Below are 26368 nucleotides of genomic sequence, written 5' to 3'. Positions count from 1 at the left end.
CCTCACATGCTCCCCGGAATCACCAGCCCCGACTCGTAGCCCACGATGACCAACTGGGCCCGGTCGCGTGCCCCGAGCTTGCCCATGATCCGGCTCACGTGGGTCTTCGCGGTGAGCGGGCTCAGCCCCAACGCCTCTGCGATCTCGGTGTTGTTGAGGCCCCGGGTGACCAGGGTCAGCACCTGCCGCTCCCGGTCCGACAGACACTCCGGGCCGCCGGTCACCGGCGTGGAGGGGCTGCGCAGGAACCGCTCGATCAGGCGTGCCGTCGGCCCCGGGGAGAGCAGCGCCTCGCCCGCGGCGACCGTGCGGATCGCGTCGAGCAGATCGGCCGGACGGGTGTCCTTCACCAGGAACCCGGAGGCGCCGGCGCGCAGCGCGTCCACGATGTTCTCGTCGGTGTCGTAGGTGGTGAGGACCAGCACCTTCACCCCGGCGAGATCCTCGTCGGCGGCGATCAGCCGGGTCGCCTCGATGCCGTCCAGGTCGGGCATGCGGACGTCCATCAGCACCACGTCGGCGCGTCCGGCGCGGGCGAGGTCGACGGCCTCGCGGCCGGTGGCGGCCTGTCCGACGACCTCCATGCCCGGCGCGGACTCCACGAGCATGGCGAACGCGGCCCGGACGAGGGTCTGGTCGTCGGCGAGCAGTACGCGAATGGCGCTCATTCCGTCCCTTCCGCGGTGGTCGTCGTGGGCAGTACGGCTCTCACCTCGAAGCCGCCCCGCGTGCGTGGTCCGGCGTCGAGGGAGCCACCCACGCTGCGGGCTCGCTCCCGCATGCCGACCAGTCCGAAGCCGGGTGTGCCGCCGGGGGTGGGGCCGGTTCCCTCGTCGGTCACCGTCAGGTGCAGAGCGCCGTCCCGCGCGTACAGGTCGATGCTGACGGCCGGTTCGGGGCCGGCGTGCCGTACCGCGTTGGTCAGCGCCTCCTGCACGATGCGGTACGCGGCCGCGCCCACGGCGGCCGGTGCCTTGCGTACCCGTACGGTCTGCTCGACGCGGGCGCCCGCGAGGCGCGCGGCCTCCACCAGGTCGGGCAGGCCGTCGAGACCGGGCAGGGGGCCGCGGGCGTCCAGGGAGCCGTGCTCCCGCAGCACCTCCAGGGTGGCGCGCAGCTCGCCGCTTGCGGTGCGGCAGGTCTCCGCGATGTCGTCCAGCGCCTTGGCGACCGTCTCCCGGTCGAGCCGCTCGGGGTCGGCGGCCAGGACGTGGGCGGCGACGGAGGTCTGGACGCCGATGAGGGTGATGCTGTGGGCGAGCAGGTCGTGCAGGTCGCGGGCGATGCGCAGGCGTTCCTCGGCGACCCGGCGGCGGGCCTCCTCCTCACGGGTGCGCTCGGCGCGTTCGGCGCGTTCGACGATCGCGGCGACGTGCCGGCGGTGGTAGCGGACGACGACGCCGAGGAAGAGCACGGCGATCACCCAGCCGGAGGCGCGCAGCACCTGGACGGCATGATGGGCGTTCACCGTCGTCATCACGCCCACGATGACGGTGAGGACGATGCCGCCGGTCAGGACGGTGCGCAGGGGGCGACTGGTGACGGCGACCGTGTAGAGCGCGGTGAGCCCGGCCGGGATCGTCGCGGCGTGGTTGTTGTCGAGGGCGTTGTACGTCGCGATGACGGCCACGTCGGCGGCGAGCACCAGCAGGGGGCGGCGGCGCCGCCACACGAGCGGTACGTGTGCGGCGAGCAGCAGCGCCCAGCCGAGCGCGTCGGGGCGGCGGCCCGGGTCGGTGAACAGGGCGAGGCCGACGGCCGGCACGGCGAGGGCGAGGGCGAGCAGGACGTCGTTGCGGGTGGCGTGCGGGGCGGTGAGGGGATCGCGGTTGATCGCCGCGACGATCCGCTCGCCCGGGCGGGGCCGTCCCGCCGCCGGTACGCGGCGCACCGCCGCCGGGATCCCCGGGGACCGGCGGCGGCCTGTCGTTGTCGTGGTTTCCTGCACGGGGTTCATCTTCCGGTAGGCGGGCGCCCCCGCCGAGGGCAGGGGGCGCCCGACGGTTCAGCCCACGGGCTGCGGTGCGCGCTCGGCGCTCACCGCCTCCGGTGCCCTGGACAGCCGCCCCGGCCACCACACCGCCCTGCCCAGCGCCACGCTCGCGCTGGTCACCAGGTAGGTGCGGACGAGGAAGGTGTCCAGCAGGACCCCGACCGCGATGACGAAGCCCAGCTCTACGAGTTGGACGAGCCCCATGTTGGTCAGCACCGCGAAGGTGGCGGCGAGGACGAGCCCGGCGGAGGCGATGACTCCACCGGTCGTCCGCAACGCGGTCAGCGCGGCGGCGGCAGGCTCCAGACCTCGCAGCGACTCCTCCCGCATCCGGTGCATCAGGAAGATGCCGTAGTCGACGCCGAGGGCGACGAGGAACACGAAGGACAGCAGGCCGAGGCCGGGATCGGTGCCGTGGAAGCCGAACAGCGGCTCGAATGCCAGCCCGCCGAGGCCGAGGGCGGCCCCCCACACGGCGACCACGGCGACCACCAGGAGCAGTGGGGCGACCAGGGACCGCAGCAGGGCGATCAGGATCAGCAGCACGGAGAGCAGGACGATCGGTACGACGACCAGCCGGTCGCGGGCGCTGGTGTCCGCGAGGTCGAGCTGCTGGGCGCTGGGCCCGCCGACGTGGGAGCCGTCCAGCCGGTGCCTCAGTGCCTTGATCGTGGCGGTCTCGGCGTCGGACTGGGGCGGGGCGGACGCGGTTGCCGTGATCTCGGTCCAGCCGCCGCCGGTACGGCCCTGCCGCGCGTCCGCCACTCCCTTCGTGCCCCGGATCGTGGCCAGGGCGGCGTCGGCGTGGCCGGCCGGGGTGAGGATCTCGATGGGCTGTGCGGAGCGCTGCGGGTAGGCCTTCGCCAGGGTTTCCATGGCGGTGACGGACTCGGGTCGGTCGACGAACGTGTCCTGCTGTTTGACCGGTCCGGGCAGGTTCAGCGCGCCCAGCGCCAGCGCGCCGAGCAGGGCGGCGCCGGAGGCGAGGACGGTCAGCGGGCGGCGGCCGGCGGAGGAGCCCATCGCGGCGAACAGCGACCGGCGGGCCCTGGGCGTGGAGCCGTAGGCGGGGATGAGCGGCCAGAACAGGCGGCGGCCCAGCAGGACCAGGACGGCGGGCAGCAGGGTCAGCATGGCGGCCAGCGCGCACAGCACGCCGACCGTGCCGAGCGGGCCCATGCCCCGGCTGGAGTTGAGGTCGGCGGCGAGCAGACACAGCAGGCCGACGGCCACCGTGCCGGAGGAGGCGAGGACGGCGGGCCCGCAGCCGCGCAGCGCCGCCCGCATCGCGTCGTACGGCCGCTCGTGGCGTCGTAGCTCCTCGCGGTAGCGGGAGACGAGGAGCAGGGCGTAGTCGGTGCCGGCGCCGAAGACGAGGACCGTCATGATGCCGGTGCTCGCGCCGGAGACGGCGGTGCCGAAGGCCTGGTTGAGGGCGTAGGCGGCGGCCTGGGCGAGGAAGTCGGCGACACCGGCGACGACGAGCGGTACGAGCCACAGCAGCGGGCTGCGGTAGATGAGGATCAGCAGGATCGCGACGACGGCGACGGTGGTGTAGAGCAGGGGGCCGCCGAGGGAGTTGTAGACGCCCGCGGCGTCGGTGGCGAGGGCGGCCGGACCGCCGACGTCGACCGTGAGTCCGCCGGTGTCGTGGGCGATGCTGCGGACGTCGTCGACGAAGGCGTCGCGCTTCTTCTCGTCGGTGCCGGGCTCGTTGCTGGTGACCGGGTACATGAGGGTGGTGCCGTCGGTGGACGGGATGCCCTGCGGGGTGCGGCCGGTGAGGGCGTGCCGGTGGGCGAGGGCGGCGACCTGCCTGCCTGCGGTGGCGCGGTCGGCGGCGGTCAGGCCGCTCGCGCGGTGGTAGACGAGGACCAGTTCGGTCGTCTGCCCGCCCGGGAGGCGGTCCTGGAGCCGGGCCACCTGGGTGGAGTCGGCGGAGGCGGGCAGGTAGTCGACCGGCCGGTCGTGCCGGACGTCGGCCAGCTTGGCGGCGAACGGCCCTGCCACGGCCAGCAGGACCACCCACAGGCCCAGCACCAGCCACGGCAGGCCTCGTCGCCCGCCTCTCACACGTGTTGTCGCGGCCCCCATGGAAACGGGCCCTCCCTCCGGAGCGGATGTCTGGATACGGCTTCCAGACTTCCGCCGGAAAGGGATGCGTTCATCGGGCGCGGGAGCGAGTTCGGCGGTACTGCGCAGGGCGGCCGGGCGGGCGGACTACTCCCTGGGGAGTATCACGAGGGCGCGGGTCGATCGGGCACGTCGCGAGCGAGCACGGGCCGACCGGGCACGGGTCCGCCCGGCGCGGGCCGGCCGGCACGGGCAGCCGGTTGCGGATCCGCGTAGCCCACGCCCCTTTCCGGGGCTCCGGTCAGCAGGGTGCCGTCGCGAGACGGAGGCGTCCGTCGTGGACCTCGGCGATCCGGTCGACGGCGGTGAGGTGAGTGCGGTCGTGCGTGACCAGGACGGTGGCGATGGCCTGCTGATGGGTGAGATGGGTGATCAGGTCGACGACGGCGGCGCCGCGTTCGTGGTCCAGGGCGCTGGTGGGTTCGTCGACCAGAAGGACGGCGGGGCTGTTCATCAGGGCGCGGGCGATGTTGACGCGCTGGCGCTGCCCACCGGAGAGCTGGTGGGGGCGGCGTCCGGCCTGCGCCGCGACGCCCACCGCGTCGAGCAGTTCCATGGCCCGGCCCCTGGCCTTGGCCGGTGACCGGCCGTCGATCCGGGCCATGACCTGGAGCTGCTCGGCCGCGGTGAGGGAGGGCAGCAGGTTGGGCTGTTGGAAGACGATGCCGATCTTGTCGCGGCGCAGCCGGGTCAGTTCGTCGCGGGTCATGCCGGTCGTGGCGGTGGAGTCGATGGTGACCGTGCCGGCGTCGGGGGTGATGAGGGTGGCGGCCACGGCGAGGAGGCTGGACTTGCCGGACCCGGAGGGGCCGGCGACGGCGGTCAGGCTGCCCTTGGGCACGTCCAGCGTGACGTGGTCGAGGGCGGTCAGGCGGGACCCGCCGTCGGGGTAGGTGAGGGTGATGTCGGTCAGGTTGAGGCTCATCGGGCGCTCCCCAGGGCGGTCAGCGGGTCGACGGAGGTGATGCGGCGGACGGACAGGGCGGCCCCGAGCGCGCCGAGCAGGATCATCACGGCGGCGGGGACGAGGACGGTGGCGGGAGTGAGGAGGAACGGCACCGCGCTTCCCGTGACGAGGGCGCCGAGACCGGCGGCGATGCCGGTGCCGAGGAGGGTGCCGCCGGTCAGCAGGACCGCGGCCTGGCCGAGGGCGTCCCCGAGCAACTGGGCGGTGGAGGCGCCGAGTGCCTTGAGGACGGCGATGTCGCCGCTGCGCTGGATGGTCCAGACGGTGAAGAAGGCGCCGACGACCAGGGCGGAGATGGCGAAGAGGAAGCCGCGCATCAGCTGCAGGGAACCGTTCTCGGAGGCGTACGAGCCGATCGCGGACAGCGAGTCTTCCTTCGAGACCGTTCTGGTGCCGATGGCCCGGTCTGCGGCGGTGACATCGGCGCCGGAGCCGGTGTTCAGGGCGATCACGGTCGCGGTCGGGCCGGCGCCGGCGGGGGGCGCCGTCTTCGCCCAGGCGTCGAGGCTGGTCCAGATCACGGGGGTGTGGCTGAAGGAGGCGTCGCCCTGTACGGCGGCCACGGTCAGCTTCCGTCCGGCCAGGGTGAAGCCGTCCCCGGGCTCCAGGCCCAGGTCGTCGGCGGCCGTGCTGGACAGCACCGTCGCGTGCCCGGTGATCCTGCCGCCGTCGGGGGCCAGGCGGGAGCCGGGCCGGACGCCGAACACGGAGACCCCGGTGCTCCTGTCGCCCGCGGTGGCCCTGGTGGTGCTGATGCCCAGCGGTTCGGCGCCGGTGACTCCGGGGACCTCGGCCCACCGCCGCCACTGCTCGGCGGTGACGGTCGAGTTGGCGTACGACAGCTCCTGGGCCCCGCCGGGCACGTGGAAGGCGATCCTGTCGGCCGGCAGGCCGGTGATGGCGGAGATGTTCTGCCGGCCCAGGCCCGCGGTCAGTCCGGAGAGCAGCCCGACCAGCAGGGTGATCAGCACGATGACGGTTCCCATGAGGGCGAACCGCCCCTTGGCGAACTTCAGATCTCTCCAGGCGACGAACACCTTGACCTGCCCTTTCGGCGGTGGAAGCGGTAGGGCCCCAGCGTCGCGCCCGGTGCCTCGGCCGGGCATCTGGCGACGGACGGCACTTCGCGGACCGAAAGGCGGCGCGCGGGTTGTAACTTTCGGCACAGGCCCCGGCCGGGTCGGTTCCTTAGGCTGGAGGGACTGTGAACACCGCCGCTCCCGCCCTGACCCCGACCACCCGGGCCCTGTCCTGGTGCCTGCACCTGCTGATCGTCGCCCTGCTCGCCCTGGCCGCCGGCCGCGCCGTGGCCGAAGGCCGGCCGCACGCCGTGGTGACGGTCGCCGTGGCAGTGGCGTGCGGGCTGGTGTACGCGGCCGGCCCGCTCGTGCCCGGCATCCGCGGCGACCGGCGGGCCGCCGTCTGGTGGCTGGCCGCCGTCGGCGCGGTGTGGCTGGTGCTGCTGGGCCTGACCGCCGACGGGGTGTGGGTCGCCTTCCCGCTGTACTTCCTCCAGCTCCACCTGCTGCCGCGTCGGGCCGGCCTGGCCGCCGTGGCCGCGACCGCGCTCGCGGCGATCGCCGCGTTCGCCGTCCACCAGGGCTCCTTCAGCGCGGCCATGGCGATCGGGCCGGCGATCGGCGCCGCCGTCGCGGTCGCCGTGGTGTGGGGATACCAGGCGCTGTACCGGGAGAGCGAACAGCGCAGGCGCCTGATCGAGGAGCTCACCGCCACCCGCGCGGACCTGGCCGAGGCCCAGCACACCGCCGGTGTGCTGGCCGAACGCGAACGCCTGGCCCGGGAGATCCACGACACCCTCGCCCAGGGCCTGTCCAGCATCCAGTTGCTGCTGCGCGCAGCCGAACGGGCCCTGCCCGACGCTCCGGAGAGCAGTGCCCGCTACGTCGGTCAGGCCCGCCAGGCCGCGGTCGACAATCTCGCCGAGGCCCGTCGTTTCGTCGCCGCCCTCGCCCCGCCCGCCTTGGAAGGCACCACCCTGGCCGGCGCTCTGGAACGGCTGTGCGCCACCACCGGTGCCCGGCACCGGATCACGGCCCGCTTCCGCCTCAACGGTGATCCGCCGCCCCTGCCGACCCCGTACGAGGTCGTCCTGCTGCGCATCGCCCAGTCCGCCGTCGCCAACACCGTCCGCCACGCACGGGCCACCACTGTCGAGGTCACCCTCGGCCGGCGCGGCGACCAGGTCGCCCTCGACGTCGTCGACGACGGCACCGGTTTCGACCCCGCGGAACTGCCCGCGCCCGACCCGGAGAGGGGCGGCTTCGGTGTGGCCTCCATGCGCGCCCGGCTCGGCGCGCTCGGCGGCACCCTGACCATCGAGTCCGCCCCCGGGCACGGCACCGCCCTGGCCGCCCGGCTCCCCCTCACCCCGCCCGCCGAGACCGAGGCCCGCCCGTGACCGACACCGCCATCCGCCTGCTTGTCGCCGACGATCATCCCGTGGTGCGGGCCGGGCTGCGCGCCGTCCTGGAGACCGAACCCGGCCTCGTCGTGGTGGCCGAGGCCGCCACCGCCGAGGACGCCGTCGCCCGCGCCGCCGTGGGCGACATCGACGTCGTACTGATGGACCTGCAGTTCGGCAAGGGAATGGGCGGTGCCGAGGCCACTGCCACGATCACAGCCAGGCCGGGCGCTCCCCGGGTTCTGATCGTCACCACGTACGACTCGGACGCCGACACCCTCCCGGCCATCGAGGCCGGCGCCACCGGCTATCTCCTCAAGGACGCCCCTCCCGAGGATCTCGCGGCCGCCGTGCGCACCGCCGCCGCGGGCCGCACCACGCTGGCTCCCACGGTCGCCGACCGGCTCATGAACCGGCTGCGCGACCCCGGCGCCACCCTGACCCGGCGGGAGACGGAAGTCCTCGCCCTGGTCGCCGCGGGCTTGTCCAACCAGGCCGTCGGCCGACGGCTCCACCTCACCGAGGGCACCGTCAAGTCGCACCTGGCCCGCGTCTACACCAAGCTCGGCGTCGACTCACGCACCGCCGCCGTCGCCACCGCCACCGACCTGGGCCTGATCAGGCGCTGACAGGTCAGCGGGCTCCGGTGTCTCGGCGCACGTCACGTCGAGGAGGTCCGAGCCCGGTGATCCGGGCGGCGCGGGTCAGGACGGCGTCCGCGCGGCGGCCAGCAGCCGGTTCACGTCGTCGGCGCAGATGGTGAGCGCGGCGCCGATCGTGGCCAGTGCGTCCCGTTCCGCGGGTGTGTAGGGGCCGTCGGCCAGGGCGATGCGGGCGGCCTGCAGGAGCAGGGACTCGCGGCCGACCGGGGCGAGGTGCGGGGCGAGCGGGTCGAGTGCCTCGTGCAGCTCTATGGCGAGGCTCGCGCCGCACGGCCCGCCGAGGACCCGGCCGGTGTCGGCGGCGAGCGCCTCGACCAGGGCGGCCAGCTGGTCCTCGGTGCAGTCCTCGAAGCCGGCGGCGCGGACCGCGGCCGCGGCCGTCTCCAGGGCCGTACGGGAGGAGGCGCCGCCGGCGGCCAGGACGGCGAGGGCGACGGTGTGCACGGCGTCGCGGAGCATCGCGGAGAAGCGGCGGGTGGTGGGGTGGTCGAGGACGTCGGTGCCGAAGTGGTGGCGGCAGGAGGCGCACTCCACGACCGGTCCGGTCGCCCCGCGCGGCAGCACCGGCACGCCGAGGAAGGTGAAGCGGCGGCGGCCGGTGAGCCGCTGGTAGTTGCGGTCGCCTCCGCAGCCGGGGCAGTAGAACTCGCCGTCCCCCACGGGTGTCCATGCGGTGCGGGTGCCCAGGAGGCGCACAGCCCGGATGGCACGGTCGTCTCGTCCCCGTACTGGCAGCACGTCGCACCTCCGTAACGACGCGGCAACATCGCCGCGCTGGCGTGATGTTAGCCACATGACGGAGGCTGAGTCAGCACCTCGTACGAGACCTGTCCGTGACCTGAGGGGTGCGATGGCTGATAAGCGACGGGGCCCTGACCGCCGTATACAGCGGTCAGGGCCCCGAAAGTGCTGGTCGGCGAGGGTCAGCGGGCGGCGCGGTTCACCGCGGAGACGACAGCCTTCAGCGAGGCACGCGTCGTGTTCGCGTCGATGCCGATACCCCACAGGACCTTGTCGTCGATCGCGCATTCGATGTAGGACGCGGCCTGCGCGGAGGCACCCTCGCTCATCGTGTGCTCCTGGTAGTCCAGCAGGCGTACGTCGATGCCGATGGACTGCAGGGCGTCGAAGAACGCCGAGATCGGACCGTTGCCGGAGCCGGTCAGGACGGTGTCCTCGCCGTCGACCGTCGCCTCGACCGTGAGGGTGTCCACGCCGTCGGTGTCGGTGGTCGACTGGCCGGTGCGGACCTGGATGCGGCCCCACGGGTTGTCCGGGTTGGGCAGGTACTCGTCCTGGAAGACCGCCCAGATGTCGCCGCCGGTGACCTCGCCGCCCTCGGCGTCCGTCTTGGCCTGGATGATCTTCGAGAACTCGATCTGCATCCGGCGCGGCAGGTCCAGCTTGTGGTCGTTCTTCAGGACGTAGGCGATACCGCCCTTGCCGGACTGCGAGTTGACCCGGATGACCGCCTCGTAGGAGCGGCCGACGTCCTTGGGGTCGATCGGCAGGTACGGGACCGCCCACTCGATGTCGTCGACGGTGACGCCCTTGGCCTTCGCGTCGGCCTCCATGGCGTCGAAGCCCTTCTTGATGGCGTCCTGGTGGGAGCCGGAGAAGGACGTGTAGACCAGGTCGCCCACGTACGGGTGGCGCGGGTGGACCTCCATCTGGTTGCAGTACTCCCACGTACGACGGATCTCGTCGATGTCGGAGAAGTCGATCTGCGGGTCGACGCCCTGGGAGAACAGGTTCATGCCGAGGGTGACCAGGTCGACGTTGCCGGTGCGCTCGCCCTGCCCGAACAGGCAGCCCTCGACGCGGTCGGCGCCGGCCATCAGCGCCAGCTCGGCGGCGGCGACGGCCGTACCGCGGTCGTTGTGCGGGTGCACGGACAGGCAGACATGCTCGCGGCGGGACAGGTTGCGGTGCATCCACTCGAAGCGGTCCGCGTGCGTCGAGGGGGTCGAACGCTCCACCGTGGCGGGCAGGTTGAGGATGATCTCGCGGCCCGGACCCGGCTGGTAGACGTCCATGACCGCCTCGCAGACCTCCAGCGCGAAGTCCAGCTCGGTGTCGGTGAAGATCTCCGGCGAGTACTGGTAGCCGAACTCGGTCTCCGGGCCCAGCAGCTTCTCGGCGTACTCCATCACCAGGCGGGTGCCGTCGACGGCGATCTGCTTGATCTCGTCCTTGGAGCCGCGGAAGACGACCCGGCGGAAGACCGGCGCGGTGGCGTTGTACAGGTGGACGGTGGCCCGGCGGGCGCCCTTCAGGGACTCCACGGTCCGCTCGATCAGGTCCTCGCGGGCCTGGGTCAGCACGGAGATGGTGACGTCCTCGGGGATCGCGCCCTCTTCCTCGATGATCGAGCGCACGAAGTCGAAGTCGGTCTGGCCGGAGGCCGGGAAGCCGACCTCGATCTCCTTGTAGCCCATCTTGACCAGCTGGTCGAACATCCGGCGCTTGCGCTCGGGCGACATCGGGTCGATCAGGGCCTGGTTGCCGTCCCGCAGGTCGGTGGAGAGCCAGCGGGGGGCGACGGTGACGCGCTGCTCCGGCCAGGTGCGGTCCGGGATGTCGACCTGCTCGTAGCGGCCGTACTTGTGGATCGGCATGGAACTGGGCTGCTGGCGGTTGGCCATGATGCGGGGGCTCCTTGGGAGGTGTCCGGAAGGACGGCCGACGACGCAACGCCAAGCTCCGCGGGGAGGGAGTCGGCCTCGACTACAGGCCCTCGCCGCGGCAGCTAAGAAGGAGCAGCCCGAAACGCATGATGCTCCGCATGCTAGCCGAGCGGCGCCTCACCGCGAGGGTTCGTATCAGTATGCGGGACCGTGGGTGCAAATCGGACAAAAAGTGCGCCATACCACTTCGGCTACGGGGAGTGAGCCCGATGTCACCGTATTTCACCAATCATGGTTGCGAGTAGTGACACCTGTGTCACACAGTGCAAGGGTGCCGGGCATGACGACCAACGGGGGCTTCCAGCCCGTCTTCTGCACGATCGTGCCGCCGCACGTCCTCGACCGGCTCGCCCGGAACGAGGACCCCGCGCTCTCCCGGCCCGCCCGCCGGTCCCTGGAGCACGACGCCTACCAACGCACCCACCGCCGCCTGACCACGGTGATCGGCGCGTCCGCCGTCGCCCCGCGCGCCGGGGCCGTGGCCGACCAGCCGCACCGCACCATCTACGACGCCGGCCACCAGCAGGACCTGCCCGGCACGAAGGTCCGCGAGGAGGGCTCCGAGCCCGGCGCGGACGCCACGGTCAACCGTGCCTACACGGGCCTCGGCGCCACCTTCGAGCTGTACCTGAAGGCGTACGGCCGCAACTCCATCGACGGCGAGGGGCTGCCGCTGGACGCGTCCGTGCACTTCGGCACGGACTACGACAACGCCTTCTGGAACGGCGAGCAGATGGTGTTCGGCGACGGCGACAACGAGATCTTCCTGGACTTCACCATCCCGGTGGACGTCATCGGCCACGAGCTGACCCACGGCGTCACCCAGCACACCGCCAACCTGACCTACTTCGGTCAGCCCGGCGCGCTCAACGAGTCGGTCTCCGACGTCTTCGGCTCGCTGATCAAGCAGTACGCGCTCGGCCAGTCCGCGGCCCAGGCCGACTGGCTGATCGGCGCCGGCCTGCTCGCCCCGCGCGTCACCGGCACCGCCCTGCGCTCCATGAAGGCGCCGGGCACGGCGTACGACGACGACGTCCTCGGCAAGGACCCGCAGCCCGCGACCATGGACGACTACGTCCGCACCGGCCGCGACAACGGCGGCGTGCACATCAACTCGGGCATCCCGAACCACGCCTTCTACCTGGTCGCCACGGCCATCGGCGGCAACGCCTGGGAGCGGGCCGGACAGATCTGGTACGACGTCCTGACCGGCGGCGAGCTGAAGCAGGACGCCTCGTTCGCCGACTTCGCCACGCTGACCGTCCAGGCGGCCCGCGAGCGCTACGGCGCCGGCGACGAACTCCAGGCCGTGCAGAAGGCGTGGGAGCAGGTGGGGGTGCGGACGCTGTAGTTCCGTACTAGAAGTGACCCATGCGTATCCAAGTGCGGCGCACGGGCGGCTTCGCGGGCATCGAGCGCCGGGCCGAGGTGGACACCTCGGGCCGGCCCGACGCCCATGAGTGGCGCACCCTGGCCGAACGCGCCCTCGCGTCCGGCCGGGGCACGCGCCCGGCCGGGGTCCCGGACGGCTTCAGCTACGAGATCACCGTGGACGGCCGGACGGTCTACGCGGCCGACCCGCGACTGACCGAGGCGCAGCGGGAGTTGATCTCACGGGTGCTGAAGGAGGGTGCGTAACCGCGGTTTCACGCCGGGGCGTTGACTTCCGTTACCGGGGGTAAGGATGATCCCGGCCATGGCGACTGATGCAGGCAATCCGATCCCCCGCTTCCCGGCCGGTTTCCTGTGGGGTGTGTCGACCTCCGCCCACCAGATCGAGGGCGCGGCCGACGAGCGCGAGGCGTCCGTGTGGGACGTGTTCACGGCCGAGCCCGGGCGGGTGAAGGACGGCACGACGGCGGCGGTGGCCTGCGACCACTACCACCGCTACCGGGAGGACGTGGTCCTCCTCGCCGGCCTCGGCGTGGACGCGTACCGCTTCTCCGTCTCCTGGCCCCGCGTGAACTCCCCCGGCGGCCTGGACTTCTACGACCGCCTGGTCGACGAGCTGTGCGCGGCCGGCGTACGGCCCGTGCCCACGCTCTTCCACTGGGATCTGCCCGCCTCGCTGGACTGGCTGGAGCGGGACACGGCGGCCCGGTTCGCCGACCACGTGTCCGTGGTGGCCGAACGCCTCGGCGACCGCGTCACCAAGTGGATCACCCTCAACGAGCCCGCCGAGCACACCCTGCTGGGGCACGCCCTGGGCGCCCACGCCCCCGGCAGGCAACTCCTCTTCGACGCGCTCCCGGTCGCCCACCACCAGCTCCTCGCCCACGGTCTCGCGGTACGGGCCCTGCGTGCGGCCGGCGCGACGGACATCGGCATCGCCAACTCCCACGGCCCGACCTGGCCCGCGTCCGGGGAGCCGGCCGACCAGGAGGCGGCGGGCTTCTACGACACCCTCCTCAACCGGCTGTTCGCCGAACCGGTCATCCTGGGCGCCTACCCCGACGGCATCGGTGACCTGATGCCCGGCGACGTGTCCGCCGACCTGTTGGTCATCTCCGAGCCGATCGACTGGTACGGCGTCAACTACTACGCGCCGACCCGGGTGGGCGCCCCGCAGGGCACCGAGATCGAGTTCGGCGGTCTGACCATGCCGGCCGAACTCCCCTTCTCCGTCCGGGAGATCGAGGACCGCCCGGTGACGGACTTCGGCTGGCCCGTGGTCCCGGAGGGGCTCACGGAACTGCTCACGACCTTCCGCGACCGCTACGGCGACCGGCTCCCGCCGATCGTCATCACCGAGAACGGCTGCTCCTACGAGGGCGTCGACGACCAGGACCGCATCGCCTACCTGGACGGCCATGTCCGTGCCCTGCACACGGCGCTGGAGTCCGGGGTGGACGTGCGCGGCTACTTCGTCTGGTCCCTGATGGACAACTTCGAGTGGGCGGAGGGCTACGCCCGCCGCTTCGGCCTGGTCCACGTGGACTTCGAGACCCAGCGACGCACCCCTAAGGCCTCCTACCACTGGTTCCGGGACGTGCTGCGGGCGCAGAGATGACCACCGTCCGCGCCTCGGCCGCTCTCGCCGAGCCCGTGGAGCGGGTCGGCCGCGGCTGGACGGCGGCGCTCTCGCTGGCCAACGGGGCGATCTGGGTGGGCTGGTTCGGCCCGCTGCAGATCCTGCTCGCCTCCCAGGCGGGGGACTTCGCGCCCGGCTCCGGGATGTCGAAGGAGACGATGCTGGCGTGGGTGACGGGGGCGGGTGCGGTGGTCTCGCTGCTCGCGAACCCGTTCTTCGGCGCCCTGTCGGACCGGACGACCGCCCGACGGGGCCGCCGTACCCCGTGGATCGTGGCGGGCGCGGCGGGCGGCGCGCTCTCCCTCCTGCTGCTCGCGGGCGCGGGTGGGCCGTGGACGATGACGCTGGGCTGGTGCCTGGTGCAGCTCACGCTCAACGCGGCGTTCGCCGCGGTGACCGCGGCCGTGCCGGACCAGGTGCCGCGGCTCCAACGGGGCTCGGTGGGCGGCTGGCTGGGGGCGGCGCAGATCCTGGGCGTGGTCGGCGGGACGGGCCTGGCGACGGCGGCGGGAGGGGTCGGCGCCGGGTACACGGCCTGCGCGGTGTTCACCGTGGTGGGCGTCCTGCCCTACGTACTGCGCTACGAGGACCTGCGCCTGGCACCGGAGGACCGGTCGCCCTGGTCCTGGCGCGGCTTCGTGGCGTCGTTCTGGCTGAGCCCGCGCCGCCACCCCGACCTGGCCTGGGCCTGGCTGACCCGCTTCCTGATCAACCTCAGCAACTCGCTGGTGCTGCTGTATCTCCTCTACTACCTGCGTGACCGCCTGCACCACTCCGACCCCGGCCAGGGCGTCCTCGTCCTCACGGCGGTCAACAGCCTGACGCTGATGGCGACGGTCGTGGCGGGCGGCGTCTGGTCGGACCGGGTGGGCCGGCGCAAACCGTTCGTCGTCTGGTCGGGCCTGCTGATGGCGGTGGCCACGGCGGCCCTGGCCGGCTGGCAGACCTGGCCGGGGGCCGTCGTCGCGTCGGCGGTCCTGGGGATCGGCTTCGGCGTCTTCACGTCGGTCGACTTCGCCCTGATGACCGACGTCCTGCCGAAGGCCCTGGACCGGGGCAAGGACCTGGGCGTGATCAACGTGGCCAACGCCCTCCCCCAGGTGGCGGCCCCGGCCCTGGCGGCACCGATAGTGACGTACCTGGGCGGCTACCGGGTGCTGTACCTGGTGGCGGCGGTGATCGGGCTGGCGGGGGCGGTGCTGGTGGGGCGTATACGCGGGGTGGACTGAGCTCTCACCATGCCCCCATTCCGAATGTGAGATCGAAATGAATCGCACGGATCATCGAGGAAGGTCTTTCGAAATCTGTGCGGCTTCACAGTTGGGTGCGGCGCGGATGATTACTGTCGGAGCAGAACCGGGTATGGCACTCTGGGAGCCGCTACGAAGTTCCTCGGGGGGCGCGCATGGGGGAGCGAACGGAATTCCATGTTCCGAAACCTTCGGAGCCTCCGGAATCCGACCAGTGTCCACAACTCCCTGTGGAGCCAGAGGCTTGGGCGACCCGCAGCATGTGCATGGCCGCACACCTCAATCGTGAATTCCGCACCCAGGTCTGCGAGGGCATCCTGCCGGAAGGACTGAAGGCGGACGGTCCCTCCTTCGGTGTCGATCTTCTCGCGGTGTGGCGCCACGCAAGTCATGCTCGCGATCTCTGGCAGGACGCCGCCGACTCCCTGGACGTGATCCGGTTGACGTCGGCATCAACCGCCCTGATATCGGTGTTCGGCATCTGCGCCGCCTTCCTCCTCAGCCCTTGGTGGATATTGGTCTTCACCGTGGCCGCATCACTGACCGCCGGTTCCGTGTTGCACGGTCGGAAATCACTGCACAAGGTGGTCACTCAGACAGTCGCCTCCGCATCCGACCTTCGGCGGGTTGGCGTAGAGCCGCGGAAAATGTTCGAACCTCGGGACTCGGGGGACGAAGAACGCATCACCACGGTGGAGAAGGCCAACCTGATCGTCTACTCGCCCGCAGCGCTCACCCCCTTCATAGGTAGCGGAATACCTGTCGAACATGTGGTGATGCCTCCGATCGATGTGGGCATCGCAGCATCCGACGGCGACGGCGACGGCGACACGAAGACTTCCCCGACGGCGTTCACCACGCTGGACGTACACAATCACCTGATGTCGAACCTGGCGTCCTGGGGGCTGGACTCCGTCGACGTCGCGCAGCGGCTGTACATCCGGGGGGACGTCATCGCCACTCCGGGCAGAACTCCTTGGGCCGACCGCACGGCGCCTCCGCCGAGCAAGGTTGACGACGCCTGGGTCAAGGCCGGTGTCCTGCGCCCCACCGGGAGGGCCCGCACCTATCTGTGCCTGGAACGCCGGCTGAACGGCGGGCAGCTCGTGGTCTCCATGTTCGTGCGCGCATCACTCCAGGGCCGGCTGCTCTCCTTGGAGATCGCCACTCACGCACTGCCCGGCCTGGACGTACGGTTCAGGCGGCTGAGTGATCCTTTCGACGACTTCTTCGACGCCCAACTCGACCCTGTGGTCGGTCAGACCGTCGCCGGCGCCTGCGAGGAGATCACCCGGCGGCTGCTGTGGCGTTACCTCCTCTCCGGCTCCTGGGAAGCGCCGACGAAACAGGAGAAGCAGGAAGGGGAGGCCGGCGAGAAATCGGAGGAGGAGCAGAAGAACGAGGAGGCCAGAAAGGAAAGGGAGGAGGCCGAGCGGAGTGCTGCCTTAGGAGAACGAGCCTACGACTTCGGCGCCGAGTCGAGCTTCCGGGAACGGACGTCACGGCTTTACATCTCGGACTATTTCGAAATGCTGGACGCCCAGGACTGCCTCCAGCGCATGCAGCGGAGCGTAATCGACTGCCTTGGCGACTTCCTCACCAAACAGGGCGTCGACACGTCGGAGTTCAGGGCACGCAAGGAACAGATCATCAACAACAACACGTTCCAGATTCATCGCGTCGACGGCACCGGCCACCATATCGGCCCTCAGGGAAAGGTCAGTAATGTCCAGGCGAAATCGGCAGGCGCCGGATCCGGATCCGGAGAACGCGAGCGAGGCCCCAGCGAGGCCTGACTCTCCGAAAGGGCAGGACCCCGGGGGAATAAACTTCACCATCGGATCGGTGCACGGCACGGGCCATCACATCGGACCTCACGGCACCATCACCAACAACGTGCACTCGAACTCCGCGGAAATCCGAGCTCTTTTGCAGGAACTCATGGCCGCCGTGCCGACCGTTTCGGTGCAGGACGAGGATGAGGCCGCTCAGCTGACCGCCGAACTAGGACGTGGACGGGTCGACGGCGGGCGCATCCTCGGATTCCTGAGCGGTATCACGGCAACGGCCGGCTCAGTGACCGCCGTGAGTGACGCGGCAGCGAGGCTGGCCGACGCGATCCAGATCCACTGACCGGCACCTCGCCAACAGCCCACTGCTTCGGCTCCCGCTGTTGCGGGCGGGTGGGCAGGAAATCAGAAGCCCAGCCGCCGCAGCTGCTTCGGGTCCCGCTGCCAGTCCTTGGCCACCTTCACGTGCAGGTCCAGGAAGACCGGCGTGCCCAGCAGAGCCTCGATGTGCTTGCGGGACTTGATGCCGACCTCCTTCAGGCGCTTGCCCTTGGGGCCGATGATGATGCCCTTCTGGCTGGGGCGCTCGATGTAGACGTTGGCGTGGATGTCCAGGAGGGGACGGTCCGCGGGACGGTCCTCGCGCGGGAGCATCTCCTCCACGACGACGGCGATGGAGTGCGGCAGCTCGTCACGGACGCCCTCCAGGGCCGCCTCGCGGATCAGTTCCGCGATCATGACCTGCTCGGGCTCGTCCGTGAGGTCGCCCTCGGGGTAGAGCGCCGGGCCCTCCGGCAGCAGCGGAACGATCAGGTCGGCCAGCAGGCCCACCTGCTTGTCGCCGACCGCCGACACCGGCACGATCTCCGCCCACTCGAAGCCCAGGTCCTTGCCCAGCTGGTCGATGGCGATCAGCTGCTCGGCGAGGGTCTTGGAGTCGACCAGATCGGTCTTGGTGACGATGGCGACCTTCGGGGTCTTCCGGATCCCGGCCAGCTCCTTGGCGATGAAGCGGTCACCAGGGCCGATCTTCTCGTTCGCGGGAAGACAGAAGCCGATCACGTCGACCTCCGCCCACGTCGTCCGCACGACGTCGTTGAGCCGCTCGCCGAGCAGTGTGCGCGGCTTGTGGAGGCCCGGGGTGTCCACCAGGATCAGCTGGGCGTCGGGCCGGTGCACGATGCCGCGCACCGTGTGCCGCGTGGTCTGCGGCTGGTTCGCGGTGATCGCGACCTTCTGCCCGACCAGAGCGTTCGTGAGGGTGGACTTGCCCGCGTTGGGACGGCCCACGAAGCAGGCGAAGCCGGCGCGGTGGGCGATCTCGGCCGGCTGCTCGGATGACTGGGTACGAACGCTCATGGCGACCATTCTCCCTGATCCACGAAGCCGCGCCGTACCACTGGGGCGCACCCCCTCCCCACGTGAGCTTTCGGAAACCCCCACGCAACGAAACGTCACGGAAACACACCCGTACGCAACCGGAAACGCTCACCGGGGACTCTGACGAGCCCGCCCACCGTTGGAGACGACCGTGACCCTCGCCGCCGCGCACGTGAACACCGGCGACACCGCATGGCTGCTGGCAGCCACCGCCCTCGTCCTGCTGATGACTCCGGGACTGGCCCTGTTCTACGGCGGCATGGTCCGCACGAAGAGCGTCCTCAACATGCTGATGATGAGCTTCGTCTCGATCGCTCTGGTGACGGTGGTGTGGCTGGCGGTCGGTTACTCGCTGGCCTTCGGCGACGACATCGGCGGCGGGCTGATCGGCGGGCTTGAACACGCCGGCATGAGCGGCCTCGGCCCGGACAGCGTCCACGGCTCGGTCCCCACCCTCCTCTTCGCCACCTTCCAGCTCACCTTCGCGATCATCACGGCGGCGCTGGTCAGCGGCGCGGTCGCGGACCGTACGAAGTTCTCGGCCTGGCTGGTCTTCGTCCCGGTGTGGGCGCTCCTCGTATACGTTCCGGTCACCCACTGGGTGTGGGGCCCGGGCGGCTGGATCCTGGACAAGCTCGGCGCCCTGGACTTCGCGGGCGGTCTGCCCGTCGAGATCACCTCCGGCGCCTCCGGCCTCGCCCTGTGCCTGGTCCTCGGCCCCCGCCTGGGCTTCAAGAAGGACGCGATGCGTCCGCACAACCTGCCCATGGTGGTCCTCGGCGCCGGTCTGCTCTGGTTCGGCTGGTTCGGCTTCAACGCGGGCTCCGCGCTCGGCGCGAACGGACTGGCAGCGGCCGCCTTCCTCAACACCCTGGCCGCCGGCTGCACCGGCCTGCTCGGCTGGCTCTTCGTCGAGCAGCGGCGCGACGGCCACCCGACCACCCTGGGCGCCGCCTCCGGCGCGGTGGCCGGCCTGGTCGCGATCACGCCCTCCTGCGGCACGGTCTCCCTGCTCGGCGCCCTCGTCGTCGGCCTCGCCGCCGGTGTCGTCTGCTCCTACGCGGTGAGCTGGAAGTTCAAGCTGAACTATGACGACTCGCTGGACGTCGTCGGCGTTCACCTGGTCGGCGGTGTCATCGGCACACTCCTGATCGGCCTGTTCGCCGAGAAGGCGATGACCGGCGGCGTCGAGGGCCTGTTCTACGGCGGCGGGCTCGCCCCGCTCGGCAAGCAGCTGCTGGCCGTCGTGGTCGTCGCGGGGTACGCCTTCGCGGTGACGTACGGCCTCGGCAAGCTGATCGACCGGGCGATGGGCTTCCGGGCGAGCGAGGAGCAGGAGCACACCGGCCTGGACCTTACGGTGCACGCCGAGACGGCTTACGATCACGGGGTCCTGGGCCATGGCGCCCCGGTCTCCTCCTCCGTCGTCCCCACCGCCCAGAAGGTCAAGAGCCAGGCATGAAGCTCATCACCGCGATCGTCAAGCCGTACCGCCTGGACGCGGTCAAGACCGCCCTGCAGGAGCTGGGTGTGCACGGTCTGACCGTGACCGAGGCGAGCGGCTACGGCCGTCAGCGCGGCCACACCGAGGTGTACCGGGGGGCCGAGTACCGGGTCGACCTGGTGCCGAAGGTCCGGATCGAGGTCGTGGTCGAGGACGCGGTCGCCGAGGACGTGATCGACGCGATCGTCAGCGCCGCGCAGACGGGGAAGATCGGGGACGGGAAGGTGTGGGCAGTGCCCGTGGAGACCGTCGTACGGGTGCGGACCGGCGAGCGCGGCCCCGACGCGCTCTGACCAGCAGCACTCCGGTCACCACTCCGGCCACGAACACGAGCCCGGCGAGCAGCCACGGCAGCGCGAGGAAAGAGGCGCTCGCCGACTGACGGGTGTCCTGCGCGCTCGCGGTCAGGGTGATGTCTCCCCAGTCGAGCTGCGGTGCGCCGCGCCAGGTCTCGGTGAGCCGCACCCGCTGCCCCGGCAGCAGCTCGGACGGCACCCCGGTCAGGTCGCGGTCGAGCAGCGTACGGCCGAACAGCCCGCGCGCCCTCAGCTCCACCTTGGGGTCGAGGGTGACGTTCCCGGTGTTGCGCAGGGTGTAGCCGATGGTGGCCGTGCTGTCACCGAAGCCGGGGACGAACGGCTGGTGATGACTGATGTGCACCTGCTCGACGGAGATCGCGGGCAGCGTGGGCCCGCTGACCCGGAGATAGACCCGGGCGCCGACGGCCCGCTGCACGCCCAGCGCGAGCTTGCCGCTGCCAGGGTCGATCCGCTCGTCGAGCGCGACGATCGCGCCCGGGTGGTCGCCCGGTTCGGCGCCCTGGGGCACGTGCAGGGTGAAGGACACGGTGACGGTCTTGTGGCCGGGAACGGTGACGCGTGACGTGGCGGGCCGCGCCCAGGCGCCCACTCCACGCATCCGCTCCTTCAGGGTCCGTACGGCGAATCCGCCGTCGCGGGCGGTGTTGTAGGCGTCGGCCGCGTAGAGCCGGAAGGTGAGCGGCCTGCCGGTCTTGTTGGCTACGGCGACCTTGTCGGTGAGGGTCTGCCCGGGGTCGGCCGAGAGGTAGAAGTAGGGGCGCGCGGCGACCTCGGAGGCGACCGGGTAGACGGACCAGCTGCCGTTGTCGGCGGCGTGGGCCGGTGCGGTCGACACCCCCAGGGCGAGGCAGACGAGGCTCAGGAGGAGGACGTACGGCTTGCGCATGGGTGCGGACCCCCACGGACGAGAGACAGGGGGACGGGCGGGTGCGGACGCCCGCACGCTCAGGTGAGCGTCAGTGTGAGCACGCCGGAGTACGAGCCCGGAGGCGTGAACGCCGGTACGTCCAGGGAGAGTCCGGCATCGACGGTGAACTCGCCGCCGGTGAGCGTGGCGTCCGGGGTCGACGCGAGGGTCGCTCCCGAGGTGCCCACCGAACCCGTCGAACCGGCCTTGCAGGTGCTGGGGCTGCTCGCCTTGGTCACACAGGCGGGGGTCCAGCTCAGTCTGCTCGCGTCGATCTTGGCGCCGGGACCGGTGAAGTCGGTGACCTTGCCGGTCAGGGACCAGCCCGCGGGCCCGCCCCGGAAGTCCTTGACGGTCACCGTCTGCAGGGCTCCGCTGGAGGCCCCGCCCTTGCCGAAGTCGACCGACGACAGCGCGACGGCGTCCCCGGCCTGGGACATGGACAGGGTGCCCGCCTTGACGGTGGTGGTCAGCTTCTGACTGCCGGCCGGGACGGGCGTGTTGTCGTTGACGACGTAGGCCGCGGGGCCCGCGCCCTTGTCCGCGTTCCAGGAGCCGCCCTCGTAGGCCACGATCCCGGTCGTCGTCTTGTCGTTGACGACCAGCGAACCGCTGAAGGAACCCTGGGCGCCCGCGGTCACGGTGGCGGTGTCCGCGGTCTGGGTGCCCCCGGCCCGCCCGGCCAGGGTGACGGTGGCGCCCGGCGTGAAGTTGCTGCCGTTGACGGTCACACTGGCACCCGGGTCACCGGAGGCCGAACCCAGCGAGATGGCACGGGTGTTGGCCGGGGTCCCGTCGGTCGCCGTGACGGTCTGCGACACCGGGGCGGGCGGGTTGGTGACCGTGCAGGGGGTGTCCAGTTCGAGGATGTAGCTGGTGTGGATGTTGTAGTCGCCCGGCGAGAGGGTGATCTGGCCGGCCTTGGTGACGGTGAACGTCCCGGTCATGGAGAAGGACGGGAACGCGGCCTTCCCCGGCACCGGCGGGTTCTTCTTCGGTCCGGCGACGGTGACGTCACCGGTCTGGGCGCCGCCGAGGGTGACCTTGCCGGTCGGGGTCATGATGTCGGCCGGCAGGGCCAGGTCGGTGGGGTTGCTGGCGGCGGCCGTGACCACGGTGTAGGTCACGGTGACCTTGTCGCCGACCTTCGGGCTGGCGTTGTCCACCGACACGCTCGCGGTGGTGGTGCCGTCGATCGGCGGAATGCCCGCGACGGCGGGCGGGATGCAGTGCGTGGCGAAGTCCACGTTCGTACCGGCGGCACCGGCCGGACAGGCCAGCGCGCCGCCCGCGGTGACCGCGAGGGCGGTCGCCCCGAACAGTGACGCCCAGCGCCACCGTCGGGATCTTCGGGGTGTCGAACCCATGGGGCCCCTCCTGAGGGTTGCGGGCGCAGCGGCTCATCTGCGCCGACAGGGGGCATTGATGTGGAGCTCGCGTGAGAAGTCAATGGAGATGCCGCAGAAATCTGACGGATCATCAGTTTCTGCGGCATCCGAGAAGAACCGGAACAGATCGCTCAGTCGAAGACGAACGGGCCGGGCGACTGCTTGCCGGTGGCCGTACAGGTGACGTTGACCCCGAAGATCGTCATCTGCAGCGAACCGCCGTACGCCTCCAGGCTGTCACCGGAGGCCACGGTGCCGGTGAGCGGCCCGGCGGTGACCGGGTCGCCGGCGGCCATGGCCGGGTTCTTCGTGCCGGTGAAGACCGTGGTGCCGCCGCCCGCCTTGACCAGGGTGAGCTTGGAGGTGATGGAGTCCTTCGCCACCGCGACCGGTGCCTTGACCGCGGTGGAGGTGAGGGTGATGGTGGCCGAGGTGCCGCTCTGGGTGGCGGTGAGCGTGGCCGCGCCACCGCCGAAGATGCCGCAGCTCGCGTTGATGGTCGCCGTCTGGGGAGTGACGGCGGCCGCGGTGGGCGCGAAGGCGAGTCCGGTGACCGCGAGGGCCCCGGCGACCAGCGCCGCACCTGTTGCCGTGCGCTTGCCTCTCATGAGGATCCGCTTCCCTTCCCTGTGGGGATGCCATGTGGGGATGGTCGGAAGGTGCGCCGACGAACGAGCAGGCCTGAGCAGGTGGATGCGGGCACACTGCGGCGGCGGTGCGGATCTGACGGATCGTCGGAACTTACGGCTCCATTGATGCGCGAGAGGCAGGCGACGGCAAGGATGAAATCCGGACTACTCCGCGGTGCCCGCCAGGACCGTCAGCTTCACGGCCCCGTCCGGCCCGGCGAGCAGCACCGGCGTCTCGGCTCCGCCCAGGTCGGCCACAGCGGCCCGGTCCTCGGCGCCGACCCCCTCCGCCTCGCTCACCACGGCCGCCGCCTCCAGCGACTTCGCCCCGGAGGCCACGGCCATGGCGACGGCGGTCTGCAGGGCGCTCAGCTTCAGCGAGGCGAGCTGCACCGACCCGGCGACGTACGTGCGCCCGGTCTCGTCCCGTACGGCCGCCCCCTCGGGCACACCGTTGCGGGCCCGGGCGGAACGGGCCAGGGTGACGATCTTGCGGTCCTCGGGGTCAAGCGCGTTGCTGTCGGTCATGCCCCGAGCATACGGACCGGCCCGGACCTGCGCCGAGGTCAGTCCAGGGTCTGAACGATCTCGCTCCGGGCGGCCGTGTGCACCACACGGGCACGGGCGCCGTTCACCAGCGGGAGGTAGGGCGCCACGTGGCCGCACTCGACGTCCGCGACGATCGGTACGCCCAGGGAGCCGAGGGCGTCGAGGACGGCCTCGTGCTGGGTGAGGGTGTGGCCGTCGGGGGCGTGGGTGCGGCCCACGAGGACGGCGGCCGCGCGGTCGAAGAAGCCGGCGAGGCGCATGCCGTGCAGGTTGCGGCAGATGGTGAACGCGTTGTCCTCACAGGCCTCGACGTAGACGAGCAGCCCCTCGTCGCCGGCGAAGGAGGAGTTGTTCAGGTACGGCGTGCCGGCGAGGTTGGCGACGGTCTCGATGCAGCCGCCGATCAGCCGGCCTTCGACGTCCACCTCACCGGTGCCGTCGAGCCGTGTCCAGGTGCCCTCGGCGTCCAGGGTGAGGTCACGGATCCCGGGGTACTGGACGTAGTCGTCCCAGCCGCCGGACCGGTGGCGGCCGGGCGGGGTCTGGGAGAGCGGCTCGCCCTGCGGCGCCGCCACGATGTCGAGCCAGGACAGCAGGCCCTCGGGCGTCCGGTACGGCGTGTCCATCAGGTTGTTGCCGTGCACGGTCGCGACCCCGGTGAGCAGGGTCAGGGGCGTGATCAGGGTCGACATGTCGGACCAGCCGACCACCCACGTCGGCTCGGCCCGCCCGATCCGCTCGAAGTCGAGCAGCGACAGCAGATCGATCGCCGTCTCACCGCCCCACGGCGGCACCACCGCCCGGATCGTCGGGTCGGTCAGCATCTCGGTCAGTTCGGCGGCGCGTTCGGCGGCGGGGGCGCTGATGTGTCCCGAGCCGTCCATGCACCGGCCGACGACCACCTCGTACCCGCGCGTCTCCAGGTCGCGTATCGCCACGTCGAGCCGCCCGCGCATCTTCTCGGGCACCCCACTGGAGGGGGAGGTCACACCGACGCGGTCACCGGGGCGCAGCGGGCGCGGATATCGCACAGAAGACATGCCGGATTCTGACACGCGGTCAGAGGGGCCCGGCAAACGCATTTACGGCCGGTCCAAGCGCAGCCGCTCCGCCCTCGGCAGGCCCGCGACGACGAGGTCGTACGAGTCCTCGATCAGCTCGCGGACCAGGCGGTCCGGGAGTTCGCCGTCCACGGTGACGGTGTTCCAGTGCCGTTTGTTCATGTGGTAGCCGGGGATGATCAGCCCCTCGTGCTCACTGCGCAGCCGGACCGCGTCCTCCGGGTCGCACTTGAGGTTGACCGTCAGGGGCCGCGCGTCCAGCCAGCTCAGCGCGAACATCTTGCCCAGGACCTTGAAGACCGAGACGTCCGGGCTGAACGGGAAGTCCTCCACCGCCGCGTTGAAGGACAGGCAGAAGGCGCGCAGCTCCTTGGGTGTCACTCGGGCTTCTCCTCCCGGGCCCGCCCGCCGGCCGGCTCCACCAGAACCGTGACGATCTTGTTCCGGCGGCCGGCCGCGGCCTCCGCCGTCAGCTGCAGCCTGCGCTCGTCGGGCAGTTCGACCTGGGCCGAGGCGCCGGCGATGGGCACGCGGCCGAGCGCCTTGGCGAGCAGTCCGCCGACCGTCTCCACGTCCTCGTCGTCGTACTCCTCCAGGCCGTACAGCTCGCCGAGGTCGGTGATGTCGAGGCGCGCGGTGACCCGGTAGCGGTCGTCGCCGAGGTCCTCCACGGGCGGGAGCTCACGGTCGTACTCGTCGGTGATCTCGCCGACGATCTCCTCGAGGATGTCCTCGATGGTGACGATCCCGGCGGTGCCGCCGTACTCGTCGATGACGACGGCGACGTGGTTGCGGTCCTTCTGCATCTCGCGCAGCAGGTCACCGGCGTTCTTGGTGTCGGGGACGAAGACCGCCGGGCGCATGGCCGTGGACACCAGGTCGTTCTCGGCGTCGCGGCTGATGTGCGTCTTGCGGACCAGGTCCTTCAGATACACGATCCCGACGACGTCGTCCTCGCTCTCACCGGTGACCGGGATCCGCGAGAAGCCGGAGCGCAGGGCGAGGGTGAGGGCCTGCCGGATGGTCTTGTAGCGCTCGATCACGACCAGGTCGGTGCGCGGGACCATGACCTCCCGTACCAGGGTGTCGCCCAGTTCGAAGACCGAGTGCACCATGCGGCGCTCCTCGTCCTCGATCAGCGACTCCTTCTCGGCGAGGTCGACCAGGGCGCGCAGCTCCGCCTCGGAGGCGAACGGGCCGCGGCGGAAGCCCTTGCCGGGGGTGAGCGCGTTGCCGATGAGGATGAGGAGCGACGGGATCGGACCCATGATCCGGGCGAGGGGCAGCAGCACGTACGCCGCCGCCGTCGCCGTGTTCAGCGGGTGCTGGCGGCCGATGGTGCGCGGGGAGACGCCGACGGCCACGTACGACACCAGGACCATCACGCCGATGGCGACCAGCAGGGCCTGCCAGGTGGCCGCGAACTCCTGCAGGCAGGCGTACGTCACCAGGGCCGCGGCCGCCATCTCGCAGGCGACGCGGACCAGCAGGGCCACGTTCAGATAGCGGGTGGGGTCGGCGGCGACCTGGGCCAGCTTGGCGCTGCCGCGCCGGCCGTTGCGCACGGCCTCCTCGGCGCGGAAGCTGGAGACGCGCGCGATGCCCGCCTCCGCGCACGCGGCCAGCCAGGCGACGACGACCAGGGCGATCGCGCCGATCACGATCTGCGGACTCATACGAGGACCGGCCCTTGGG

The 26368-nt window shown here is 71.3% G+C and carries 25 protein-coding genes; 10 read left to right on the top strand and 15 right to left on the bottom strand.

The features are described from left to right. Nucleotides 1–2: 2 nt before the first annotated feature. From ACWC5O_RS37995 to ACWC5O_RS37975, 5 genes are all read right to left on the bottom strand, one after another. Nucleotides 3–668 carry a response regulator transcription factor gene (locus ACWC5O_RS37995; protein WP_450589809.1) on the bottom strand — a complete coding sequence of 222 codons (666 nt, stop codon included), beginning with the start codon at nt 666–668 and terminating at the stop codon, nt 3–5. Then, on the bottom strand, nt 665–1957 hold the full coding sequence (locus ACWC5O_RS37990) for a sensor histidine kinase (RefSeq protein ID WP_450589808.1): 1293 nt from the start codon (nt 1955–1957) through the stop codon (nt 665–667). The genes ACWC5O_RS37995 and ACWC5O_RS37990 overlap by 4 nt, the downstream gene beginning before the upstream one ends. A 48-nt stretch (nt 1958–2005) precedes the next feature. Continuing rightward, nucleotides 2006–4087 (bottom strand): MMPL family transporter, encoded by a 2082-nt coding sequence (locus ACWC5O_RS37985; protein WP_450589807.1) that lies wholly within the window; start codon nt 4085–4087, stop codon nt 2006–2008. A 280-nt stretch (nt 4088–4367) separates the two neighbouring features. Continuing rightward, complete coding sequence (locus ACWC5O_RS37980) at nt 4368–5051, bottom strand: ABC transporter ATP-binding protein (protein WP_450589806.1); 684 nt, start codon at nt 5049–5051, stop codon at nt 4368–4370. After that, nucleotides 5048–6130: an ABC transporter permease gene (locus ACWC5O_RS37975; RefSeq protein ID WP_450589805.1), complete on the bottom strand. Its 1083-nt coding sequence runs from the start codon at nt 6128–6130 to the stop codon at nt 5048–5050. Before ACWC5O_RS37975 ends, ACWC5O_RS37980 begins: the two co-directional genes overlap by 4 nt. Nucleotides 6131–6297: 167 nt before the next feature. On the opposite strand from ACWC5O_RS37975, the gene ACWC5O_RS37970 reads away from it, so the two are divergent. Both ACWC5O_RS37970 and ACWC5O_RS37965 read left to right on the top strand, forming a co-directional pair. Further along, nucleotides 6298–7512, top strand: a complete 1215-nt coding sequence (locus ACWC5O_RS37970) for a sensor histidine kinase (protein ID WP_450589804.1) — start codon at nt 6298–6300, stop codon at nt 7510–7512. Next, a complete protein-coding gene (locus tag ACWC5O_RS37965) occupies nt 7509–8144 on the top strand; it encodes a response regulator (protein WP_450589803.1) in 636 nt (211 codons plus the stop codon). The genes ACWC5O_RS37970 and ACWC5O_RS37965 overlap by 4 nt, the downstream gene beginning before the upstream one ends. A 75-nt stretch (nt 8145–8219) precedes the next feature. Here the strand turns inward: ACWC5O_RS37965 and ACWC5O_RS37960 are convergent, their stop codons facing one another. Then, a complete protein-coding gene (locus tag ACWC5O_RS37960; RefSeq protein WP_450589802.1) occupies nt 8220–8915 on the bottom strand; it encodes a TerB family tellurite resistance protein in 696 nt (231 codons plus the stop codon). Nucleotides 8916–9100: 185 nt separating this feature from the next. Continuing rightward, on the bottom strand, nt 9101–10822 hold the full coding sequence (gene leuA, locus ACWC5O_RS37955; RefSeq protein WP_450589801.1) for a 2-isopropylmalate synthase: 1722 nt from the start codon (nt 10820–10822) through the stop codon (nt 9101–9103). Between the two features lie 322 nt (nt 10823–11144). On the opposite strand from leuA, the gene ACWC5O_RS37950 reads away from it, so the two are divergent. The 6 genes from ACWC5O_RS37950 (at nt 11145) to ACWC5O_RS37925 (ending at nt 17278) form a co-directional block, all read left to right on the top strand. Then, the gene (locus ACWC5O_RS37950; protein WP_450589800.1) at nt 11145–12215 is read left to right on the top strand and encodes a M4 family metallopeptidase; all 1071 of its coding nucleotides are present in this window, start codon (nt 11145–11147) and stop codon (nt 12213–12215) included. A 20-nt stretch (nt 12216–12235) separates the two neighbouring features. After that, nucleotides 12236–12502 (top strand): protealysin inhibitor emfourin, encoded by a 267-nt coding sequence (locus ACWC5O_RS37945; RefSeq protein ID WP_450589799.1) that lies wholly within the window; start codon nt 12236–12238, stop codon nt 12500–12502. A 58-nt stretch (nt 12503–12560) separates the two neighbouring features. Further along, the gene (locus ACWC5O_RS37940; RefSeq protein WP_450589798.1) at nt 12561–13874 is read left to right on the top strand and encodes a GH1 family beta-glucosidase; all 1314 of its coding nucleotides are present in this window, start codon (nt 12561–12563) and stop codon (nt 13872–13874) included. Continuing rightward, entirely contained in the window at nt 13871–15124 is a 1254-nt protein-coding gene (locus tag ACWC5O_RS37935) for an MFS transporter (protein ID WP_450589797.1), read from the top strand. Before ACWC5O_RS37940 ends, ACWC5O_RS37935 begins: the two co-directional genes overlap by 4 nt. Before the next feature lie 287 nt (nt 15125–15411). Beyond that, nucleotides 15412–16941, top strand: coding sequence for a hypothetical protein (locus ACWC5O_RS37930; RefSeq protein WP_450589796.1), 1530 nt, complete (start codon nt 15412–15414; stop codon nt 16939–16941). A gap of 49 nt (nt 16942–16990) precedes the next feature. After that, a complete protein-coding gene (locus ACWC5O_RS37925) occupies nt 16991–17278 on the top strand; it encodes a hypothetical protein (RefSeq protein ID WP_450589795.1) in 288 nt (95 codons plus the stop codon). Between the two features lie 62 nt (nt 17279–17340). Here the strand turns inward: ACWC5O_RS37925 and era are convergent, their stop codons facing one another. Then, entirely contained in the window at nt 17341–18294 is a 954-nt protein-coding gene (gene era, locus ACWC5O_RS37920) for a GTPase Era (protein WP_450589794.1), read from the bottom strand. Between the two features lie 172 nt (nt 18295–18466). On the opposite strand from era, the gene ACWC5O_RS37915 reads away from it, so the two are divergent. After that, nucleotides 18467–19777, top strand: coding sequence for an ammonium transporter (locus ACWC5O_RS37915; RefSeq protein ID WP_450589793.1), 1311 nt, complete (start codon nt 18467–18469; stop codon nt 19775–19777). Next, nucleotides 19774–20112, top strand: a complete 339-nt coding sequence (locus ACWC5O_RS37910) for a P-II family nitrogen regulator (protein WP_450589792.1) — start codon at nt 19774–19776, stop codon at nt 20110–20112. Before ACWC5O_RS37915 ends, ACWC5O_RS37910 begins: the two co-directional genes overlap by 4 nt. Here the strand turns inward: ACWC5O_RS37910 and ACWC5O_RS37905 are convergent. The 7 genes from ACWC5O_RS37905 to ACWC5O_RS37875 all read right to left on the bottom strand — a co-directional run bounded on the left by ACWC5O_RS37905 (nt 20006) and on the right by ACWC5O_RS37875 (nt 26349). Beyond that, entirely contained in the window at nt 20006–21025 is a 1020-nt protein-coding gene (locus ACWC5O_RS37905) for a WxL protein peptidoglycan domain-containing protein (RefSeq protein WP_450589791.1), read from the bottom strand. The genes ACWC5O_RS37910 and ACWC5O_RS37905 overlap by 107 nt on opposite strands. A 59-nt stretch (nt 21026–21084) precedes the next feature. After that, nucleotides 21085–22413, bottom strand: a complete 1329-nt coding sequence (locus tag ACWC5O_RS37900) for a beta-xylosidase (RefSeq protein WP_450589790.1) — start codon at nt 22411–22413, stop codon at nt 21085–21087. 152 nt (nt 22414–22565) lie between these two features. Next, on the bottom strand, nt 22566–23042 hold the full coding sequence (locus ACWC5O_RS37895) for a hypothetical protein (protein WP_450589789.1): 477 nt from the start codon (nt 23040–23042) through the stop codon (nt 22566–22568). A 186-nt stretch (nt 23043–23228) separates the two neighbouring features. Further along, nucleotides 23229–23591: a cytidine deaminase gene (locus ACWC5O_RS37890; protein WP_450589788.1), complete on the bottom strand. Its 363-nt coding sequence runs from the start codon at nt 23589–23591 to the stop codon at nt 23229–23231. A gap of 38 nt (nt 23592–23629) precedes the next feature. Continuing rightward, the gene (locus tag ACWC5O_RS37885; RefSeq protein ID WP_450589887.1) at nt 23630–24568 is read right to left on the bottom strand and encodes a S66 family peptidase; all 939 of its coding nucleotides are present in this window, start codon (nt 24566–24568) and stop codon (nt 23630–23632) included. Between the two features lie 126 nt (nt 24569–24694). Further along, nucleotides 24695–25054 carry an MmcQ/YjbR family DNA-binding protein gene (locus ACWC5O_RS37880; RefSeq protein WP_450589787.1) on the bottom strand — a complete coding sequence of 120 codons (360 nt, stop codon included), beginning with the start codon at nt 25052–25054 and terminating at the stop codon, nt 24695–24697. Further along, nucleotides 25051–26349 (bottom strand): hemolysin family protein, encoded by a 1299-nt coding sequence (locus ACWC5O_RS37875; protein WP_450589786.1) that lies wholly within the window; start codon nt 26347–26349, stop codon nt 25051–25053. The genes ACWC5O_RS37880 and ACWC5O_RS37875 overlap by 4 nt, the downstream gene beginning before the upstream one ends. Nucleotides 26350–26368: the final 19 nt, after the last annotated feature.

This window comes from Streptomyces sp. NPDC001450 (assembly GCF_053597295.1).
This window is presented reverse-complemented; position numbering and strand designations above follow the sequence as displayed.

Excerpts from the sequence above, each read along its gene's own strand:
- ACWC5O_RS37940 (WP_450589798.1), top strand. The coding sequence starts at position 12,561 with ATGGCGACTGATGCAGGCAATCCGATCCCCCGCTTCCCGGCCGGTTTC.
- ACWC5O_RS37950 (WP_450589800.1), top strand. The coding sequence starts at position 11,145 with ATGACGACCAACGGGGGCTTCCAGCCCGTCTTCTGCACGATCGTGCCG.
- ACWC5O_RS37890 (WP_450589788.1), bottom strand. The coding sequence starts at position 23,591 with ATGACCGACAGCAACGCGCTTGACCCCGAGGACCGCAAGATCGTCACC.
- ACWC5O_RS37985 (WP_450589807.1), bottom strand. The coding sequence starts at position 4,087 with ATGGGGGCCGCGACAACACGTGTGAGAGGCGGGCGACGAGGCCTGCCG.
- ACWC5O_RS37905 (WP_450589791.1), bottom strand. The coding sequence starts at position 21,025 with ATGCGCAAGCCGTACGTCCTCCTCCTGAGCCTCGTCTGCCTCGCCCTG.
- ACWC5O_RS37900 (WP_450589790.1), bottom strand. The coding sequence starts at position 22,413 with ATGGGTTCGACACCCCGAAGATCCCGACGGTGGCGCTGGGCGTCACTG.
- ACWC5O_RS37895 (WP_450589789.1), bottom strand. The coding sequence starts at position 23,042 with ATGAGAGGCAAGCGCACGGCAACAGGTGCGGCGCTGGTCGCCGGGGCC.
- ACWC5O_RS37995 (WP_450589809.1), bottom strand. The coding sequence starts at position 668 with ATGAGCGCCATTCGCGTACTGCTCGCCGACGACCAGACCCTCGTCCGG.
- leuA (WP_450589801.1), bottom strand. The coding sequence starts at position 10,822 with ATGGCCAACCGCCAGCAGCCCAGTTCCATGCCGATCCACAAGTACGGC.
- ACWC5O_RS37875 (WP_450589786.1), bottom strand. The coding sequence starts at position 26,349 with ATGAGTCCGCAGATCGTGATCGGCGCGATCGCCCTGGTCGTCGTCGCC.
- era (WP_450589794.1), bottom strand. The coding sequence starts at position 18,294 with ATGAGCGTTCGTACCCAGTCATCCGAGCAGCCGGCCGAGATCGCCCAC.
- ACWC5O_RS37935 (WP_450589797.1), top strand. The coding sequence starts at position 13,871 with ATGACCACCGTCCGCGCCTCGGCCGCTCTCGCCGAGCCCGTGGAGCGG.
- ACWC5O_RS37910 (WP_450589792.1), top strand. The coding sequence starts at position 19,774 with ATGAAGCTCATCACCGCGATCGTCAAGCCGTACCGCCTGGACGCGGTC.
- ACWC5O_RS37990 (WP_450589808.1), bottom strand. The coding sequence starts at position 1,957 with ATGAACCCCGTGCAGGAAACCACGACAACGACAGGCCGCCGCCGGTCC.
- ACWC5O_RS37885 (WP_450589887.1), bottom strand. The coding sequence starts at position 24,568 with ATGCGCGGGCGGCTCGACGTGGCGATACGCGACCTGGAGACGCGCGGG.
- ACWC5O_RS37945 (WP_450589799.1), top strand. The coding sequence starts at position 12,236 with ATGCGTATCCAAGTGCGGCGCACGGGCGGCTTCGCGGGCATCGAGCGC.
- ACWC5O_RS37930 (WP_450589796.1), top strand. The coding sequence starts at position 15,412 with ATGGCCGCACACCTCAATCGTGAATTCCGCACCCAGGTCTGCGAGGGC.
- ACWC5O_RS37980 (WP_450589806.1), bottom strand. The coding sequence starts at position 5,051 with ATGAGCCTCAACCTGACCGACATCACCCTCACCTACCCCGACGGCGGG.